This is a genomic window from Streptococcus mitis, assembly GCF_946190275.1.
GTDB lineage: Bacteria > Bacillota > Bacilli > Lactobacillales > Streptococcaceae > Streptococcus > Streptococcus mitis_DC.
Window position 1 is genome coordinate 41,957 of sequence record NZ_CAMHZQ010000014.1, and the last position, 18,749, is coordinate 60,705.

Genomic DNA, 18,749 nt, shown 5'->3' on the forward strand with positions numbered 1-18,749 from the left:
CTTAGTCCTCGATTTCAATAGTTTCAATCACAACATCTTCAACTGGCTTGTCCATAGCCCCTGTCTCAACAGCAGCAATGGTATCCAAGACAGCGTAAGAAGCTTCATCAGCTAGCTGACCAAAAACAGTATGACGACGGTCTAGGTGAGGTGTCCCACCTTGGTTGGCATAGATTTCTGCGATCGGTTCTGGCCAACCTCCACGAGCAATTTCTTTCTTAGAATAAGGCAAATGTTGATTTTGCACGATAAAGAACTGGCTGCCGTTGGTATTTGGACCAGCATTGGCCATGGAAAGAGCACCACGGATATTGTAAAGTTCTTCTGAGAATTCATCCTCAAATGATTCGCCGTAGATTGACTCGCCACCCATACCAGTTCCAGTCGGGTCTCCACCTTGAATCATAAAATCCTTGATAATACGATGGAAAATGACACCATCATAGTAACCATCTTTTGAAAGAGCTACAAAGTTAGCCACTGTTTTAGGAGCATGTTCAGGGAAGAGCTTGATACGCAAGTCTCCGTGATTGGTCTTAATGGTCGCAAGAGGACCTTCTACTGTTTCAATGTCTACTTGTGGGAAATGCAATTCTTTTTCTACCATACCAAATCCTTCTAAGGCATCAAAAATGCCATCTTCTTCTAGTGTTTTTGTTATATAATCTGCTTTTTCTTTGATTTTATCATGAGAAATTCCCATTGCAACGCTGATTCCAGCATAATCAAAGAGTTCCAAGTCGTTGAGGCCATCTCCAAAGACCATGACGTTCTCTGGTTTCAAGCCTAGGTGTTCTACAACCTTTTCCACACCTGTCGCTTTGGAGCCTGAAATCGGCACAATATCAGACGAATGCTCATGCCAACGAACCATGCGAAGCTTATCTGAAAGACTGTCAGGCAAGCGTAATTCATCTCCTTTGTCTTCAAAAGTCCACATCTGATAGATGTCTTCTTTTTCATGGAAATCAGGATCCACACCCAAGTTCGGATAAATCGGATTGATAGCCTCACTAATCATATCGGTGCGAGTCGACAACTTGGCATCATGACTCCCAACCAAACCATACTCAATTCCTTCTTCCTTAGCCCAAGAGATATACTCCTCAACATCTGACTTCTCAATCTGATGTTGATAAATAACCTGGCCTTTTTTATCTTCGATATAGGCACCATTTAAGGTTACAAAAAAGTCAGGCTTGAGCTCACGAATCTCTGGCACGACACCAAAAATCCCTCGTCCAGAAGCAATACCTGTCAAAATTCCTTTCTCACGTAATTGCTTAAAAACAGTTGGGATTGAAGCTGGAATAAAACCTGTCTTTGAATTCCGTAAGGTATCATCAATATCAAAAAAGACAATCTTGATTTTCTTTGCCTTATATCTTAATTTGGCATCCATCTCACTACCTCTTTCAATCTAACTCTTTCCATTATACCATAAAGTAGAGAAATCCCACATCCCCAATAAAATCCTTATCTCTTATCCGAATTCCTTTACAAGATACAAAACCAAATCATCATTATTTTGGCTAGTTGCATTCATTTCCAAGGGTTGATTTCGATACCAGACACCTGTCCCATCTGGAATGTAACCCCGTCTGATATACAATCTCTGGGCAGGGCCATAGCCCAAGTGCAAACCTACACCAAGAGTGACCTTACTCGAAACAAACTTGACTCGTTTTTCTGCTTCTTCTAGCAGTTGATTCCCAATCCCTTGATTTCGAAAAGGCTCAAACACATTAAAATCTGATAACTCTGGATAGACTTCTGCAAAAGGACCATGTTTAGCAGAGGGCAAAATGGTAACATAGCCCGCTACAGCACCATCAATCTCTGCAACTAAGACTTCTCTCTCCCCACTTTCCTGTTCCAGAAAATATCTAGCCAAAATTTCCTCTCTACCAGGCCAACCCTGATTAATAAAACCTTGGGATAGGTGTTGGATATCCGATTCAATCATTTTTCTAATAATAGCGTTTCCCTTCATAAGATACTCCTTTAGAAATTCCTACTATCATTATAGCACGTTTATAGAGAAAGAGACCCAAACGGGTCTGAAAAAGAGGTCCACCCGGACCCAAACTCGCTCTCTCATTTCAGGCTCATGAAAAAGAGATCCACCGGACCCAACTCGCATTCTCATTTCAAAGCTCGTGAAAAAAAGACCCATCGGGGTCTGAAAAAGAGGTCCACCTGGACCCAACTCGCTCTCCCATTTCAAGGCTCATGAAAAAAAGACCCGTCGGGGTCTGAAAAAGAGGTCCACCCGGGTCTTAACTCGCTTCCTTATTTCCTAGCTCATGAAAAAGAGATCCACCCGGACCTGAAAAAAAGACCCACCCGGGTCTTTTCTTTAATCTTCGTTTACGAAAGGCATCAAAGCCATTACGCGAGCGCGTTTGATAGCTGTTGTTACTTTACGTTGGTTTTTAGCTGAAGTTCCTGTTACACGACGAGGAAGGATTTTCCCACGTTCTGAAACGAAACGGCTAAGAAGCTCAGTATCTTTGTAATCAACATATTCAATTTTGTTTGCTGCGATGTAATCAACTTTTTTACGGCGTTTGAATCCGCCACGACGTTGTTGAGCCATGTTTTTTCTCCTTTATAATTTTAGTTGTCCATTAGAATGGTAAATCATCATCTGAAATATCCAATGGATTTGTTGCTCCAAATGGATTTTCATCACGTGAAAAGTCTGGTACTGAATTTGTAGGTGCTGAATAGCTTGCAGTTGGTGCAGAGTAAGCTCCACCTGTATGACCCTCACGCACACTACGGCTTTCCAACATTTGGAAATTCTCAGCCACGACCTCTGTCACGTAGACACGTTGTCCTTGCTGGTTATCGTAACTACGAGTCTGGATACGACCTGTCACCCCGATAAGTGAGCCTTTTTTAGCCCAATTAGCAAGGTTCTCAGCCTGTTGGCGCCACATAACAACATTAATAAAATCAGCCTCACGTTCGCCATTTTGACTCTTAAATGTACGGTTTACTGCAAGAGTAAAAGTCGCAACTGCTACATTTGATGGGGTATAACGCAACTCAGCGTCACGTGTCATACGCCCTACAAGTACAACATTGTTAATCATAGTTTACCTTCTTACGCGTCAGTTTTGACGATCATGTGACGAAGAATGTCAGCGTTGATTTTTGAAAGACGGTCAAACTCTTTAAGAGCTACGTCGTCGTTTGCTTCAACGTTAACGATGTGGTAAAGTCCTTCACGGAAATCTTTGATTTCGTATGCAAGACGACGTTTTTCCCAAGATTTTGATTCAACAACAGTTGCACCGTTGTCAGTCAAAATAGAGTCAAAACGTGCTACCAAAGCGTTTTTAGCTTCTTCTTCAATGTTTGGACGAATGATATAAAGAATTTCGTATTTAGCCATTGATATGTTCCTCCTTTTGGTCTAATGACCCCAAGACTTTGCAAGGGGTAAGTGAGGTTCGCTCACAATAAACTATTATACTAGAAAAAAATTTTTTACGCAAGTAAAAACACCGAAATAAAAAAAGAAGATGACGAATCATCTTCTCAAAAACTATGAGTTTTTAGTCTTCTTTTTTCTTGCGAGCAAGAAGTCCAAATCCACTTAGGGCTCCAAGAAGTCCAAGCGCTGCGAGGCTAGCGTTAGCTTCTGTACCTGTGTTAGGCAATTCTTTTTGACCATCAACATATTTAGGTGTTGCTGGTTGGGTAGCTGAATCAGTTGCTACTGTTGCATCTGCTTGAGCTGGTGCCGCTGGTTGAGTTTGTGCTGGTCGTCCAGGTTCTGCAGGAGTTGCAGGTTGTTCAGGAGCAGTTGGTCCAGCAGGTTGTGGTGTTGCCACTTTCTTGTAGTGGTGTACAAGATGCCCATTTGAATCTTTTGTTGAATTTACAAATTCATATCCTTCAAGAGCTTTAGGATCTTTCAATCCTTCTTCAGGTGAAGTGATATCTTTACCATTTTCATCTACAAAATGAGTTATAACTTTTGTAGTTGGTGTTGATGGAGTAGGATTTGGTGTTGTCGTAACTTTCACTGGAATGTTAACAACTACACGTTTTCCACCTGGTAATTCAATCTCCACTGGAATACTTGGTCTATCACCTGGAATATCTGTAGATGGTTTATCTCCAATACTAATGATTTTTCCACCTTCTGGAATCTTAATATGTTTTTCAACATCTTCATTCGTAATTGGATCACCAAGCTTCTTAACGATATCTTTGATAGGCGTTACGTTCACTGGAACTTCTACTGTGATTACTTTTCCATTTGGTAATTCAACTGTTACCTTAACAGGGTCTTTCTTACCTGGGGTTGTTAAGTCCGGAATATTTTCTACATTCGTTATCTTGCCACCTTCTGGAATCTTGATTCCTTTAGTGTAATCCTCTGGTGTTAATGGCGTTGTCGTTACTGGTGTTTCGATTTCCTTAACCGGCGTTACATTCACTGGGACTTCGACTGTAATTACTTTTCCATTCGGTAATTCTACCGTTACTTTAACTGGATCTTTCTTACCTGGGGTTGTTAAGTCTGGAATGTTTTCTACGTTCGTTACTTTTCCACCTTCTGGAACTTTAACATATTTAGAAATATCATCTTTTGTTAAAGGTGTATTCGTCACTGGTGTTTCGATTTCCTTAACCGGCGTTACATTCACTGGAACTTCCACTGTAATTACTTTTCCATTTGGTAATTCAACTGTTACCTTAACAGGGTCTTTCTTACCTGGGGTTGTCAAGTCTGGAATATTTTCTACATTCGTTACCTTGCCTTTTTCAGGAACTTTAACATATTTAGAAATATCATCTTTTGTTAAAGGTGTATTTGTTACCGGTGTTTCAATTGGTTTTGGTTTAGCTTCCACTACTTTAATCGTTGCTGGTACTTCAACTAAAACTTTTCCATTTTTATCTTTTACTACAACTGTTACTGGTTTATCTCCAACAGTTGTTGAATCGAACGGTTCAGTTTTTCCTTCTGGAACTTTATATTCAAATGTTGAGTCTGCTGGATAATCACTTGGTGTAATACTATCTTTTGGTTTTGGTTGATTTTCACCTGTAGCATTAATAGGAATTAATTGTTCTTTTCCTTCTACTACTTTAACTTTAGCTGGAACTTCAACAAGTGTGTCATCTCCGTCTTTGGCAACAACGACTACATCTTTTTCGCCTGGCGTTGTTGTGTCCACTGGAGTCTTATATCCAAATGTAATTTCATCTGGATACTCTTCTGGATTAATGCTCTTAGATGCATCTGGTTGTTTATTTGTTTTATCAACCGGCACATATTGAGTCTGAGGTTCAACAACCATTACTTTTGCAGGGACTTTTGCAATGACCTTTTCTCCAATTTTAGCTACTACCACAACATCTTTTTCGCCTGGCGTTGTAGTGTCTACAGGAGTTTCGTAAGTAAACTCTGTATCTTTAGGGAAGGCTTTAGGATCAATACTTCCTTCAATATTTGGTTGTTTTTTATCTTTGTCTACTGGGACAAATTGTGGATAGCTTTCTACAACACGTACTGTTGCAGGAACTTCAACTAATACTTTATCCCCTTGTTTCACAACAACGGTAACTTTCTTGTCGCCTGATGTAGACGTATCTACTTCTTCTTTATACTCAAATGTTGCATCTTCTGGATAATCATCCGTATCAATACTATCTTCTGGAGACGGTTGTTTCTTACCTTCATCCACTGAAACGATTTGAGGGTAACCTTGTACAACCTTCACTTTTGTTGGCACTTCAACAAGTGTATCATCTCCATCTTTGGCAACAACGACTACATCTTTTTCACCTGGAGTTGTTGTATCTACTGGTGTTTTGTACTCAAATGTTGTGCCATCTGGGTATTGTTCTGGATCAATACTCTTAGATGCATCTGGTTGTGGTTTGCTTGGATCTGCTACTACGTATTGTGTCTTAGGATCTACTACCACTACTTTTGCAGGAACTTCTACAATTGGTTGACCATTTAGTTTTGCTACAACTGTGACATCTTTTTCCCCTGAAGTGGTTGTATCTACTGGTGTTTTGTATTCAAATGTTGTGCCATCTGGATATTCTCCTGGTGTAACACTATCTTTCGCTTCAGGTTGTTTCTTAGCCGGATTTGCTACTACAAATTGTGGTGTACTATCTACTACACGTACAATTGCTGGTACTTCTGCAATAGGATTACCATCTTTATCCAGCACTTCAACAATCACATTCTTATCTCCAGTTGTTGTTACATCGATTGGAGAGGTTTGTCCATTAGGAGTTTTATATCTGAATGTAGAACCTTCTGGGTATTCTGTTTTATCAATGCTCTTCTCTGGATCTGGAAGAACATCGTTTGTTTCTTTAACTGGCACGATTTGAGGGACACCTTCAACTACTGTAACTGGTACTTTAACAGTTGTTGTTTTTTCTTGACCATCTACAGTGTATTTAACAGTTACATCCACTTCAGTATCATCTGTTAAGTCTGGAACTGTTACTGTAGCTGTGTCATCAATAGCAACTGTAGCACCTTGTGGTAATTTCCCTGTAAATGTTCCGTCAGCAATCGCTTTTTTAGCTTGAGCAAGTACTTTTTCTTTTGCTTTATCTTTGTCACCATTTTTAGGAACAAGAATTTCATCAGCTTCTGGTTTTGGTAATACTGTTACAGGGACACTTACTGTTTCTGTTATCTTACCATTGTCATAGGTTACTGGCACGTCAACTTTTACATCTGTAGCTCCAGCTTTTCCAGTTGTTTCTGGCAATGTTGTTGGTTCACCTTTTGTACCGTCTGTTCCTGCTGTTACAGCATCTTTCGCTTGTTCAGCGGTTGGTTTTTCACCTTCGAATACAACAATTTTACTTGGTGTTGAGCTTACAACTGTTACTGGTACTGAAATTGTATCTTCTGTTACCACTGTACCTGTACTGTCTTTGTATTGTACTTTCACTGGTACTGCTGTTTTATCACCATTAGAATCTGTTGCTGGAACAGCATATGTTTGATTTGGATCTAATTCTGCTGTAACTCCTGATGGTAATGTTAGTTTACCTACCGCAGCTTGTGCTTTTTCTTTTACTGCTGTTGTTAAGTTATCACCAGTTGTATCTTTTAAGGTAATCACTTTTTCTGGTGTAGCTTTTGGTAAGACTGTCACTGGAACTTTTACAGTTTCATTTCCACTTGGATATGTTACTGTTGTTGTTGCAGTTACATCTGTTGCGCCTACTTTTCCTGTTGTTTCTGGTAAATCAGCTTCTGTTGGCGTTCCTACTGTTCCACCAGTATCTGGTGTTACTGCTTCTTTCACCTTATTCGCATCTGGTTTGTTTCCTTCTACAGTGTAAACTGTTTTTGGTACTGAACCTAATACGTTAACCGTAATTTCAGCATCTTTTGTATAAGTTTTGCCATCAACTGTATAAGTTACTGGAACTTTAACGGTTCCTTTTTCAGTTCCTTTTTCTGCAGTGATTGTTGCTAAAACTTCTTCCGTAACATCTCCAACAACTACATCTTTAGAACCTTCTGGTAAATTATCTTTGAAATCAGCCGATGTTACTAATTCTGTTACTTTTGCTTTCGCAGCTTCTTTTACTTTTTCAACAGTTGAGCCTTTTGGTACGTCTACATCACCTGTTGCTTTTGGTAAAACTACTACTGGCACTAAAACTCTTTCCGATAAACTATCATTATTATAGGTTACAGGAATTGGAACTTCCTTAGTCCCTGGTTCTGCTGTAATATCTTCAGATAATAGAGGTTCCCCTATTTTTCCATCTGTACCTGCTGTTACAGCTGCTTTCACTTCGTCATCTGTTAATTCATCATCTTCGAATTTTACAATTTTATTTACTGTTGATCCTACTACCGTTACTGGAACTTCAACTTCTCTCGTTTCAACAACATTATCATTAGCATCTTTGTACTCTACTACTACTTTTGCAGGAGTTTGGACACCTGTTGTCGCTGTTGCTGGAAGAGTGCCTTCTTTTACTTGTTTAATCGATACTTTTATACCTGTTGGAATCTTATCTGTAGCAATTGCTTTAGCTGCTTCTTTAGCTTTTTCTTTCACTACAGTTTCTAAATCAGAGCTATCTTTAAGTACCGTTACTCCTGTAGGAGTTACTTTTGGTAAAACTACAACATCTACTGTTGTTTCTACAGAAATTGTTTCTGTTCCTTTTGTATAAGTTACTGTTGCAGGAGTTGGTAATGTTTGACCTGCTTGACCTGAAGTTACAGGAATATTAGTAATATCATTTTTAGTTGGAGTAAATCCATCTACTGCTGTAGGATTTACTTTGTCTTTTAATTGATCACTTGTTACTGTGTCGTCTTCAACTGTATAAAATTTATTAGTTGCTTGATCTTTAGCAGTAATAACATAAGTCGTTGAAGCAATCGCAGTATTATCATTTTCATTTGTTCCTGTTGCTGTATCTGAATCGGCAGTAACTTTATTTCCATTACTATCTTTCACTTCTACTTTAACAGTATAATTTCCTGCTTCTGTTAACTTCACAGCTGCAACTTCTGCGGCACTATGATATTCCGTTACTTTCCCTGAAGGAGAAGTTAACGTTACTTTAGTAACAGTTGTTTCCTTCTTAGTTGGATCTGTAGTTGCATCATCTTCTCTATCAGTTATTGTTACTGCAGCAGATGCTTGTTTTACTAAGTCAACTGTTGCACCTTTTACAATTGTGTAAGAAGTTGAAGTAACAGCTGGAGCATCATTTAATACAGACGCTTTATCTGAACTTTCTGCATGAACTGCATCGACTGTTCCAGTGAAGCCTGATGAAGTTGAAATATTCCATGTCTCTCCATTTTTTGTTGCGGTAACAGTAGAATTATCATCAGCAGTCCATTTGTTTAGCCCTTTATCGTATCTAACAGTTACAACCATGCCTTTATTGGTATCAGTTGCTGACTCTGCTGTACTATTATCCGCATTTTCTTTATTATAAGTTGTCAAGGTACGAGTAGGATTATTAACAGCTGTTACTTTTCCTGTTGCATCTAACGTACGTGTATATTCATAAACATTGAATGTTGTTTCTCCATTTTTGTTTACATCAACATATAAATCACGTTTTAACCATGTAGTAGTTCCATCGCTATTAACTGTTTTCTTTTCAGCAATATCACTAGGCAAATCCCAACGACCTGTTGTCTTATTGAATGTTGCGGTTACATTATCTCCAACTTGAGTTTTTATAGTTACTTCCGCTCTTGTGAACGTTGCGGTTACATTTTCACTGCTTGCTGTTACATTGATCGTATCTGTAGCCGCTTTTTCTGTTGCTGTTGGAAGAACTTTTAAGTTAAATGTTTCTCCAACTGTACCGATTTCATCATTAACGTTTACAGCTGTATTAGTGGTTTCTGATACAACCCATTTACCATTTTTAGCAACAATTTTAGTATTTGTGCCATCTGGTAATGTAATCGTTGCTTCTGAAGCACCTTTTGAAATTGTAATTGGTACTTCTTTATCATATGCATGAACATTTTTTACAGAAACTGTAGGTGCAATTTTAAAGGTTGCGTGAGCATAGGCTTCATTTGCATTAGTTACATTATAGTCTCTTGCATAAATAGATACGCGGTAAATCCCTGCTTCAGTAGGAGTTCCTTTAAATCCATTTGGATTGCTATCCGTCATATCATTTGAAGCAATTGTGAAACCTACACCAGGAATTTTAGTGTCATCTCCTGTCAGTTCTGTAGGATTCCCTGCTCCTGCCCCTGTAGTTCCTGTAATATTCGCTCCAGAAACACCAATAATAGCACGACCAACTGTATCTCTAATAGTCGCTGTACGGTTAAGAGGAGTTCCATTTTCATCTGTTAAATTATAAGAAATATTTCTACCATTAGGTGCACCGGCATGAGAACCACCCGCATCTCTATAGTCAACCGGAACTACAAGATTTTCTCCAACTTTTCCTTCTTTAACTGTATCATTAATTCCGATTTTAGGTGGTGTAGTATCTTTCCAAGCTACCCCACCAAATCGATGTTCATCTAAAGGAAGTGTTACTGTTTTACCAGTAATAGTATTTTTAAAAGTTACTCGAGTTCTTAATTGTTGATAGTTAAATGGAGTATTATGTGTAAGAACCCCTTGTACACTATTTGTTTGCTTGTCATATGTAGCACCTGGAAAATTGTATACTGTAAAATCTGAAACCGTCCATCCAGCGGCCTTAGCTTCTTCAGTTACTTCAATACGTTTACTTACATCTTTAATATATACTTTATCAATACCTTGTTCATATCCAAGTTTATAAATACTTGATATTAGATATTCATATGGTCCACTACCAAAATATGTAGAAGCTGGTGCGCTTTGAATTCTCGAACCATCATATCGCATTTTCCCACGCCAAAGAACTGCTTCTTCTATCAACTTCTGAACTTCTTCTGCTGAAAGTTGCAATCCATAGTCAATACGACCTTTTACATCACTCTCTTTACCTAAATACGTATAATTAGATGGTCCTGGACTAGGCCTTGTGCCAGCACGTTGATCAGAAAATACTCGAAACTCTAAACCAGCAGCATCTGCTCTTTTCTCTGGCGTATTAACACCTAAATCACCTTGACCTGGATGGCTACTTCCGAACGGCATTGTATAGGTATCCCAACCAGTAAAATTCTCTCTTGATACTGTACTTGTATCCCCAACTATATCTTTTGCTGTTGGTTTTGCTGGTGTTGTTGGTGTAATGACATCATTTGTAACTGTAGTATTTGCCGATGCCTCTCTAAACCCACTTTCCCCATTGCCAGGAATCGCTTGTCCGTTACGTGAGTCTTGATTTTCTTTTTCTTCTTTCTTGTCTGCAGTTGCTTTTGGCATACTTTCAACAACGAAAGCTTTTCCGTTTACTGCTGATGTAGCTTTTGCTACTTCTTCTTTTGTTGCAGTTTCATTTGCAGCAACAGCTTTTGCATTTGCTAATTCTGCTTTTGCAGACTCAATTGCTGAAGCCGTTTTTTCAGTTGATGCTACTTTTTCTAAAGCTGCTTCTAAACGAGCAATAGCTGCTTCCAACTTGCTTGTGTCAGCCTTTGTAGTTGGTGCTGATGGTTGTTCTACCTCAGATGCAGGTGTTGCTGTAGCTGGGGTTGTTGGTTGTTCTACATCAGACGCTAGTTTTTCTAAAGCTGGTGCTGTTGGTTGCTCAGTTGCTGGTGTCGCCACAGTTGATGTAGAAGTTTCAGTTGCTGCTACGGTAGTTGCCGCACTTTGTACCTCTGTCGCTGAAACTGCTCCATTTCCCAAAAATATCAAACCAGCCGCAATCGCTACCGATGCCGCGCCGAAACTATACTTACGAATACCGTAACGTATATACTTTTCCGTTCTAAAATCTTGTTGTTTACCCTTCATTAGACTTAGAACCTCCTTTATGCATGTTTTTTAATATTGAATTGAAATATACAGACAAATAAAAAGACCCCCCCCCCCTTAAATTTTTTAGCTATATCAAGAGGTTATCATTTTAAAAAGGGTTGCCCAATAATTATCAATATCACTTAATATTGTATCATGCCACTATTATTAATTCAAGTTTAATGCCTATATATATTTATTGTTTCAATTTAATACCTCCTTAAAGAAACTAGTACATACATCAGTTTTTAAACAATAAGGTCAATGTACTAGGATACGAAACTCTATTCTGAACAACTGGTAGTATGTTTCTAGCACAAATTCAATTTTATAAGAAAAGGAAGTAAATATTTTCACGAAAAGCGCATATTATCAAGATTTTGAAAACCTGATAATATTTACTTTCGTTTCTCGACCTTTCCATGAAAAAAACGCCACATGGGCGTTTTCCTATTCTTATGGTTTGATACGGTGCAACATACGTGGGAATGGGATAGCTTCACGGATGTGTTTTGTTCCTGCTGCGAAGGTGACCATACGCTCGATACCGATACCAAATCCACCGTGTGGAACTGTACCGTATTTACGAAGGTCAAGGTAGAATTCGTACTCTGTACGATCCATCCCAAGTTCATCCATCTTAGCAACTAATGCATCGTAGTCTTCCTCACGCATAGACCCACCGATGATTTCTCCATAACCTTCTGGAGCAAGCAAGTCTGCACAAAGCACGCGCTCTGGATTTCCAGGAACTGGTTTCATGTAGAAGGCCTTGATGGCTGCTGGGTAGTTCATGACAAATGTTGGCACACCAAAGTGGTTTGAGATCCAAGTTTCATGTGGTGAACCAAAGTCATCACCATGCTCAAGATGTTCGTAGTCAGCGTCTTCATCATTCTCATGCTCTTGCAAGAGGTCAATGGCTTGATCGTAAGTAATGCGTTTGAATGGCTCTGCAATGTATCGTTTCAAAAGTTCTGTATCACGTTCCAAGGTTTCCAAGGCTTGAGGAGCACGGTCAAGAACACCTTGTAGAAGAGCTTTCACATAAGCTTCTTGCAAGTCAAGTGATTCATCGTGTGTCAAGTATGAGTACTCTGCGTCCATCATCCAGAACTCAGTCAAGTGACGGCGTGTTTTTGATTTTTCAGCACGGAATACTGGACCAAAGTCAAATACACGACCAAGAGCCATAGCCCCTGCTTCTAGGTAAAGCTGACCTGATTGGCTCAAGTAGGCTGGCGTTCCGAAGTAGTCTGTTTCAAAGAGTTCAGTTGAATCTTCTGCCGCGTTTCCTGAAAGAATTGGGCTGTCAAATTTCATGAAACCGTTCTTGTCGAAGAACTCATAAGTTGCATAGATAATAGCGTTACGGATTTGCATCACCGCTACTTGCTTACGAGAGCGTAGCCACAAGTGACGGTTGTCCATCAAGAAGTCTGTTCCATGTTCTTTTGGTGTAATTGGGTAGTCTTGAGATTCACCAATCACTTCAATGTCTGTAATGTCCAACTCATAGCCAAACTTAGAACGTTCGTCTTCTTTGACAATACCTGTCACATAGATAGACGTTTCTTGGCTCAAGCGTTTGATAACATCAAACTTCTCAAGCCCCACTTCTTCACCAAATTTTTCTACAAAGTTTGGTTTAAAAGCCACACCTTGGAAGAAGGCTGTTCCATCACGCAATTGCAAGAAGGCGATTTTCCCTTTTCCTGATTTGTTGGCAACCCAAGCGCCAATCGTCACTTCCTGACCAACATAGTCTTTTACATCAATAATCGTTACACGTTTTGTCATTGTTTTTCCTTTTCTTTTATTTTTCCATAAATGCTTTCAAGCGTTTAACTGCTTCTTTAAGTGTGTCTAGGTCTGTCGCATAGCTGAGGCGGACATTTTCTGGAGCTCCAAATCCTGCTCCTGTTACCAAGGCCACTTCAGCTTCTTCTAGGATAGCGGTTGTAAATTCTGTCACATCCGTATAGCCTTTCATCTCCATTGCCTTTTTGACATTTGGGAAGAGATAGAAGGCTCCTTGCGGTTTGACCACTTCAAATCCAGGCACCTCAGCAAGAAGGGGATAGATGGTGTTTAGTCGTTCCTCAAAGGCCTGACGCATGCTTTCTACAGTATCTTGCTCCCCTGATAGGGCCTCAACTGCTGCATACTGGGCTACTGCTGACGGATTAGAGGTTGTTTGACCTGCAATCTTGGACATGGCCGAGATAATGTCTACTTCTCCGACGGCATAGCCAATACGCCAACCAGTCATAGCATAGGTTTTAGACACACCATTGATGACCACTGTTTGCTTGCGAATCGCTTCGGATAGGCTAGAAATCGGTGTGAATTCATGGCCATTATAGACTAAGCGACCATAGATATCATCTGCTAGGATGAGAATGTCCTTTTCTACAGCCCAGTTCCCGATTGCCAAGAGTTCCTCACGGGTGTAAATCATACCTGTCGGATTGGATGGCGAATTCAGCACCAAAACCTTGGTCTTGTCTGTGCGAGCCGCTTCCAACTGCTCTACGGTCACCTTAAAGTGATTGTCTTCCTTAGCAGGAACAAAGACTGGCACCCCCTCTGCCATCTTGACCTGGTCTCCATAACTGACCCAGTATGGGGTTGGGATGATGACTTCATCACCTGGGTTGACCACTGCCATAAAGAAGGTATAGAGAGAATATTTGGCTCCCGCAGCGACTGTCACTTGATTTGGCGCTACAGAATAGCCATAAAAGCGCTCAAAATAGGTATTAACCGCCGCCTTAAGTTCTGGCAGACCTGAGGTTACTGTATAAAAAGAAGCACGCCCATCTTGAATCGATGCAATGGCGGCATCTTGGATATTTTTTGGAGTAGTGAAATCTGGCTCACCTAAGGTTAGAGACAGGATATCTCTTCCCTCAGCCTTCAGTGCTTTGGCACGGGCTCCAGCAGCCAAGGTCACACTTTCTTCCATTTCTAAAACACGGTTGGATAGTTTCATAGGCCCTCCTTATTGACCAATGCTCCTGTTTCAAAATCTACTAGATAAAAATTAGAGCCTGACTTGACTTCCCAGATTGGCTTATCTTGATAACGGCCAAAGGTAATCTTGTCAATCTCGCCTGCTCCTTTTTCCTTAGAAACCGCTTCTGCTTTTTCTTGTGAAACACCCTGATTTAGCTGATAAACGTAGATCTTATGGTCATCTTTCCCAATCAGGACAGCAAGTGCTTCTTGTTTTTTATTACGACCAAGAACGCTATAATAGGATTCCAAGCCATTGTATAAGTCAACCTGATCAGCCTGCTCTAATCCTGCATACTGCTGAGCTAATTTTTCTCCTTCACTTTTAGCTGTTTGATAAGGTTTCATACCCAAAAACACTAGATACAGAAAGGAAGCACTGATAACCACAAACAAAATCGTCATCCCTAGACCATACTGCCACAGTAGATTATTTTTTGCTTTGTTTTGTCTTTTTTTCACTCGTCTATTTTACCATCTATTGGGCTTTATTACAAGCGAATGCAAGAATACTCTTCCAAAATCTCTTCAAACCACGTCAGCTTTATCTGCAACCTCAAAGCTGTTCTTTGAGCAACCTGTGGCTAGCTTCCTAGTTTGCTCTTTGATTTTCATTGAGTATAAGCAACCAATTCTATTTCTTCCTTCAAAGCAAACCGATTTTTCTTGATTAAAACCGAGCAGGAAAAGTAAAGACAGCTCCAAAATCAACCTATTAAAAAACCTGAGCTTAGTACTCAAGTTTTCGTAAGTTTTTTGATCTATGGAATCACTTTATCATCCATTCTTTTAGCCATTTTTCCTAAAAATACAGGCAGTAGAAAGCTAATCATGAATAAAAAGAATCCTAAATAAAGAAATGTTAACACAAAGCCTAAATGGTCAATCAACCAGCCTGTCAGTGGGAAGAAGACAATCATACTAAGACTAAACATCATAGAGTAGACACTCAGCATGGTTGCCCTTACTTCACTTGGGAGCCGCTCTTGCAAATCATTGTCAAAAATCGGCTGAAAAAGAGCATATAGAGCATTACTCATCAAATAAATCAAAATATAGATTAGAGGTGTTCCAAAGTAGGACAGCATATAGGTGACGCCAGTCAGCAGGACGAGGACAGGGAAAAGCTTCAAGGCAGCATAGTTCTTGCCAATCTTACTCGCTAGATAGACTGCGACAATATTTAAGAGACTACCAAGTAGCATAACTGCTGAAATTTGCCAACCACTTAAATCTGGTAACTGATTTTGATAGTAAAAATAAAACATGCACATGAGTACTCCGACAATCTGAGATAAAATCATCCAGTTTAAAAGCATGGGATTTCGCTTCAACTCATCCTTAACAGTCCAAATAATCTGTTTCATGGTCACACTATCAGCTTTTTCTAGCTTGACACTGGGTTCTTTCAGCATCCAAATCAGGAAAAGAACTATGATAGAAGTCGCAATCATGATATAGTATGTCAAGTGCAATTGACCATGGACAAAAAATCCTGCCAAAACTGTACCCAAAGATCGAGTTCCTTCTGCTACTCCTGATAGGAAGCTCGAAATGGATAGATAACGCTCCTTTAGTCCAGCCTCTACAGCCGAGTCATAGACCATTGCTGCGCTTGTTCCTGAATCAAAATTATAAGACAAGGCACTTACCGCCATAGCTAGTGCATAAATCCAAAAATTTCCCTGCCCAGCCAACATGAGAATAGAAGACAGAATCCCTGCTATTCTACTTAAATAAAGGTTGGTCTTATAGGAATAGCGGTCAGCTAACATACCAGATGGAATTTCACAGAGAAGACTGGTCGTATGAAAAATACTCTCCAGAAGTCCAATCTGCCAAAGAGACATTCCATTTTGACTGAGAAAGAGAATCCAAAAACTGGTAATCCCTAAAAATGCAAAAAACTCAACTCCGGCCATCAGGCCAATATTTCTCCGATAATTTCTTATTAACATCTTTTCTCCTTTAACAAGTGTATTATTATTTCTTTTGTCCGTCACTTGTTAATCTGTGCCTTACATGATCTCCACCCCTTTTTAGAAGCATTCTTCAATGCCATTATTGTTCCTTTAATGATTTATGAAATGATACCGGAAAATAGCTGTTCTGCGGTTTCTATTGCGAGTTTTCTTGTTTATTTTAGCACTTATGTCATCATATTACAAGAGAATGTTAGAATACTCTTCGAAAATCAAATGCATTCCAGTCGCAAGTGATTAGATATTCTACAATTTTATAGTTTTAATTATCTTTGAGCAAATTTCTTGCAAGTCCTTTTGTTTTGTTGTAATATATTTTATAACAACGAGAGAGTTCTCGAAAACTTAAGAAAAAGGAGACACATCATGTCTAAAAAAGTATTATTTATCGTCGGATCCCTACGTCAAGGTTCTTTCAACCACCAAATGGCCCTCGAAGCTGAGAAAGCACTTGCTGGTAAAGCGGAAGTTAGCTACCTTGATTATTCAGCCCTTCCTCTCTTCAGCCAAGATTTGGAAGTTCCAACTCACCCAGCTGTAGCCGCTGCTCGTGAAGCAGTTCTTGCTGCGGATGCTATCTGGATTTTCTCACCGGTTTATAATCACTCAATTCCTGGGTCAGTGAAAAACTTGCTTGACTGGCTATCTCGTGCCCTTGACTTGTCTGATACTCGTGGCGCTTCTGCCCTTCAAGATAAATTTGTCACAGTATCATCTGTAGCCAATGCAGGTCACGATCAACTCTTCGCTATTTACAAAGACCTCTTGCCATTTATCCGTACACAAGTAGTTGGTGATTTCACTGCTGCTCGTGTCAATGACTCTGCCTGGGCAGACGGAAAATTAGTTCTCCAAGAAACAGTCCTAAATTCACTTGAAAAACAAGCGGAAGACTTAATTAATGCGATCTAGTCATCACTAATCGCTATTCTAAAACAGACAATCGGACAGACTTTTAGCCCTCTATATAAAAGAACTAGAATTCTCACAAATGAGTGATTTTTCTAGTTCTTTTTTATTTACAAAGACTTTATGTAGGGAAAGCTACTAAGGATCAGATGAGATCATCTATTTAAGCTTCCTCTTCATCGTCTTTTTTCTTTTTGGCAAATAGCAAACCAAATGCGCCAAGAAGAGATAGAACTCCTAATGCACCTGTAGCACGATCTGCTTTCGTACCAGTATTTGGCAATACTGCTTGCGGTTGAGAAACTGATGAATCAGTTTCTGACACTTCATTCGGCAATTGAGCAGGTACTTCAACTGTTTGACTTGGTTGTTCAGCCGGTTGAGTAGTTGGTGCCTCAGCAGGGGTAGCAGTATCTGGTCTACGATTTGTATCGTCAGATGGTGTAGCTGGTCTTTGTTGACTGTCACTTGTTGGTCTAACTGGACTCACTTTTCTGAAGATATGAGTTACAACATCACCTTTAGTTTCTGTTCTTACAAATACATAACCTTCAATTTCACCATGTTCAAATGCTTCATTCGCTTCACCTAATACTGTTGGAGCCTTAGCATCCGCTGGTTTCAATTCATTACCTTGTTCATCAATCCATTTAGTGATGATTAACTGAACTTTTGGTAATTCTGCTGGATCTGGAAGTTCACCATTTACTCCACCATTAAATTCTGGTACTTCATGAATTGGTGAGTCAGGTGTATTTACTCCTCCATTGAATTCTGGTAATTCTTCTTGAGTTTCTGGTTCTCCATTCACTCCACCATTAAATTCTGGTACTTCATGAATTGGCGAATCCGGTGCATTTACTCCTCCATTGAATTCTGGATTTTCTAAAACTTCTAGTTCACCTTTTGCATATGCAAATAACAATTCATCACGAGGAATATTATGAGTGACATTTGTTTCTGGATCAGTGATTGTTACATTTCCATCTGAAGCAACAATTACGTCTTTTCCTGGATTTGCTTTTTTCACATTTTCCTTCACTTTATCTTGTTCAGCTTGTGTTAAGTTATCAGGTGTTTTCACCGGTACTTTTTCTTTCGGAACCACTGGAGTAAAGTCTTTAGGATTAACTGTAATTGTAACTTCAACGTCTTCTGTACTTCTGTCTTGATAAGTTACAGTTACTACTCCTTTTTTCTCACCATGTTTAGAAGTGTCTGGAATTTTACTATCTTTCCATTCAAATGTTGAACCTTCTGGTAAATCTTTAACATTATGAATACTATCTTTTGCTAGTGGTACTTGAGCATGTTCCACTGTTTGTTGTTTTGGTTGTGGATCGTAATCATCTTTTTGTGGCGTTACTTCTACAGTGACTGTCACTTCTTCCGTACTCTTGTCTGGGTAGGTGATTAATACTTTTCC

General features: G+C 39.5%; 12 protein-coding genes. 1 reads left to right on the forward strand and 11 read right to left on the reverse strand.

Features of this window, described 5'->3' with window-relative positions; all coding sequences use genetic code 11:
- Nucleotide 1: 1 nt before the first annotated feature.
- From N8M20_RS07810 to N8M20_RS07855, 10 genes are all read right to left on the reverse strand, one after another.
- Complete coding sequence (locus tag N8M20_RS07810; protein ID WP_261079707.1) at nt 2-1,402, reverse strand: bifunctional Cof-type HAD-IIB family hydrolase/peptidylprolyl isomerase; 1,401 nt, start codon at nt 1,400-1,402, stop codon at nt 2-4.
- 81 nt (nt 1,403-1,483) lie between these two features.
- Nucleotides 1,484-1,993, reverse strand: coding sequence for a GNAT family N-acetyltransferase (locus tag N8M20_RS07815; protein ID WP_261079755.1), 510 nt, complete (start codon nt 1,991-1,993; stop codon nt 1,484-1,486).
- A gap of 366 nt (nt 1,994-2,359) precedes the next feature.
- Nucleotides 2,360-2,599, reverse strand: coding sequence for a 30S ribosomal protein S18 (gene rpsR, locus N8M20_RS07820; RefSeq protein WP_000068664.1), 240 nt, complete (start codon nt 2,597-2,599; stop codon nt 2,360-2,362).
- A gap of 31 nt (nt 2,600-2,630) precedes the next feature.
- Nucleotides 2,631-3,101: a single-stranded DNA-binding protein SsbA gene (ssbA, locus tag N8M20_RS07825; protein WP_261026331.1), complete on the reverse strand. Its 471-nt coding sequence runs from the start codon at nt 3,099-3,101 to the stop codon at nt 2,631-2,633.
- Nucleotides 3,102-3,112: 11 nt separating this feature from the next.
- The gene (gene rpsF / locus N8M20_RS07830; RefSeq protein WP_001151780.1) at nt 3,113-3,403 is read right to left on the reverse strand and encodes a 30S ribosomal protein S6; all 291 of its coding nucleotides are present in this window, start codon (nt 3,401-3,403) and stop codon (nt 3,113-3,115) included.
- A 163-nt stretch (nt 3,404-3,566) separates the two neighbouring features.
- The gene (locus N8M20_RS07835; RefSeq protein ID WP_261079816.1) at nt 3,567-11,411 is read right to left on the reverse strand and encodes a Rib/alpha-like domain-containing protein; all 7,845 of its coding nucleotides are present in this window, start codon (nt 11,409-11,411) and stop codon (nt 3,567-3,569) included.
- 459 nt (nt 11,412-11,870) lie between these two features.
- Nucleotides 11,871-13,214 carry an asparagine--tRNA ligase gene (gene asnS / locus N8M20_RS07840; RefSeq protein ID WP_261079900.1) on the reverse strand — a complete coding sequence of 448 codons (1,344 nt, stop codon included), beginning with the start codon at nt 13,212-13,214 and terminating at the stop codon, nt 11,871-11,873.
- A gap of 16 nt (nt 13,215-13,230) precedes the next feature.
- A complete protein-coding gene (locus N8M20_RS07845; protein ID WP_261079954.1) occupies nt 13,231-14,409 on the reverse strand; it encodes a pyridoxal phosphate-dependent aminotransferase in 1,179 nt (392 codons plus the stop codon).
- Nucleotides 14,406-14,894 carry a cell wall elongation regulator TseB-like domain-containing protein gene (locus tag N8M20_RS07850; protein ID WP_261059585.1) on the reverse strand — a complete coding sequence of 163 codons (489 nt, stop codon included), beginning with the start codon at nt 14,892-14,894 and terminating at the stop codon, nt 14,406-14,408. The genes N8M20_RS07845 and N8M20_RS07850 overlap by 4 nt, the downstream gene beginning before the upstream one ends.
- A gap of 299 nt (nt 14,895-15,193) precedes the next feature.
- Nucleotides 15,194-16,390: an MFS transporter gene (locus tag N8M20_RS07855; protein WP_261079966.1), complete on the reverse strand. Its 1,197-nt coding sequence runs from the start codon at nt 16,388-16,390 to the stop codon at nt 15,194-15,196.
- 390 nt (nt 16,391-16,780) lie between these two features.
- On the opposite strand from N8M20_RS07855, the gene N8M20_RS07860 reads away from it, so the two are divergent.
- Nucleotides 16,781-17,326, forward strand: a complete 546-nt coding sequence (locus tag N8M20_RS07860; RefSeq protein WP_261079978.1) for an NADPH-dependent FMN reductase — start codon at nt 16,781-16,783, stop codon at nt 17,324-17,326.
- A gap of 160 nt (nt 17,327-17,486) precedes the next feature.
- Here the strand turns inward: N8M20_RS07860 and N8M20_RS07865 are convergent.
- A partial coding sequence (locus N8M20_RS07865) for an SIALI-17 repeat-containing surface protein (protein ID WP_261080019.1) occupies nt 17,487-18,749 on the reverse strand: 1,263 nt, incomplete at its 5' end.

What these genes read in the sequence shown, in the direction of transcription:
- N8M20_RS07810 (WP_261079707.1), bottom strand. Translation starts at nt 1,402, where the DNA reads ATGGATGCCAAATTAAGATATAAGGCAAAGAAAATCAAGATTGTCTTT.
- N8M20_RS07815 (WP_261079755.1), bottom strand. Translation starts at nt 1,993, where the DNA reads ATGAAGGGAAACGCTATTATTAGAAAAATGATTGAATCGGATATCCAA.
- rpsR (WP_000068664.1), bottom strand. Translation starts at nt 2,599, where the DNA reads ATGGCTCAACAACGTCGTGGCGGATTCAAACGCCGTAAAAAAGTTGAT.
- ssbA (WP_261026331.1), bottom strand. Translation starts at nt 3,101, where the DNA reads ATGATTAACAATGTTGTACTTGTAGGGCGTATGACACGTGACGCTGAG.
- rpsF (WP_001151780.1), bottom strand. Translation starts at nt 3,403, where the DNA reads ATGGCTAAATACGAAATTCTTTATATCATTCGTCCAAACATTGAAGAA.
- N8M20_RS07835 (WP_261079816.1), bottom strand. Translation starts at nt 11,411, where the DNA reads ATGAAGGGTAAACAACAAGATTTTAGAACGGAAAAGTATATACGTTAC.
- asnS (WP_261079900.1), bottom strand. Translation starts at nt 13,214, where the DNA reads ATGACAAAACGTGTAACGATTATTGATGTAAAAGACTATGTTGGTCAG.
- N8M20_RS07845 (WP_261079954.1), bottom strand. Translation starts at nt 14,409, where the DNA reads ATGAAACTATCCAACCGTGTTTTAGAAATGGAAGAAAGTGTGACCTTG.
- N8M20_RS07855 (WP_261079966.1), bottom strand. Translation starts at nt 16,390, where the DNA reads ATGTTAATAAGAAATTATCGGAGAAATATTGGCCTGATGGCCGGAGTT.
- N8M20_RS07860 (WP_261079978.1), top strand. Translation starts at nt 16,781, where the DNA reads ATGTCTAAAAAAGTATTATTTATCGTCGGATCCCTACGTCAAGGTTCT.